The organism is uncultured Cedecea sp., assembly GCF_947498825.1.
GTDB lineage: Bacteria > Pseudomonadota > Gammaproteobacteria > Enterobacterales > Enterobacteriaceae > JGM124.
Genome location: NZ_CANMLV010000054.1, coordinates 1 through 776, shown reverse-complemented (window position 1 = coordinate 776; position 776 = coordinate 1). Strand labels below are relative to the sequence as shown.

Here is a 776-nt window from a genome sequence, read left to right as displayed (position 1 = left end):
GACATGGTTGATGACGAAGAGCTGCTGGAACTGGTAGAAATGGAAGTTCGTGAACTTCTGTCTCTGTACGACTTCCCAGGCGACGATACTCCAATCGTTCGTGGTTCTGCTCTGAAAGCACTGGAAGGTGACGCAGAGTGGGAAGCTAAGATTGTTGAACTGGCTGGCCACCTGGATAACTACATCCCAGAACCAGAGCGTGCGATTGACCGTCCGTTCCTGCTGCCAATCGAAGACGTATTCTCAATCTCTGGCCGTGGTACAGTAGTAACCGGTCGTGTAGAGCGCGGTATCGTTAAAGTCGGTGAAGAAGTTGAAATCGTGGGTATCAAAGATACTGCGAAAACCACTTGTACTGGCGTTGAAATGTTCCGCAAACTGCTGGACGAAGGCCGTGCGGGTGAGAACGTTGGTGTTCTGCTGCGTGGTATCAAGCGTGAAGAAATCGAACGTGGTCAGGTACTGGCTAAGCCAGGCAGCATCAAGCCGCACACCAAGTTCGAGTCTGAAGTGTACATTCTGTCTAAAGATGAAGGCGGTCGTCACACTCCATTCTTCAAAGGCTACCGTCCACAGTTCTACTTCCGTACAACTGACGTAACCGGTACTATCGAACTGCCAGAAGGCGTAGAGATGGTAATGCCTGGTGACAACATTCAGATGGTTGTTACCCTGATCCACCCAATCGCGATGGATGACGGTCTGCGTTTCGCAATCCGTGAAGGCGGCCGTACTGTAGGCGCGGGCGTTGTTGCTAAAGTTATCAGCTAATCGCT

At 51.2% G+C, this 776-nt stretch carries 1 protein-coding gene; it reads left to right on the top strand.

Annotated elements, in window-relative coordinates; genetic code table 11:
- On the top strand, positions 1-771 hold a 771-nt coding region (locus Q1A40_RS22870; RefSeq protein ID WP_300006076.1), incomplete at its 5' end, for an elongation factor Tu.
- Positions 772-776 lie beyond the last annotated feature (5 nt).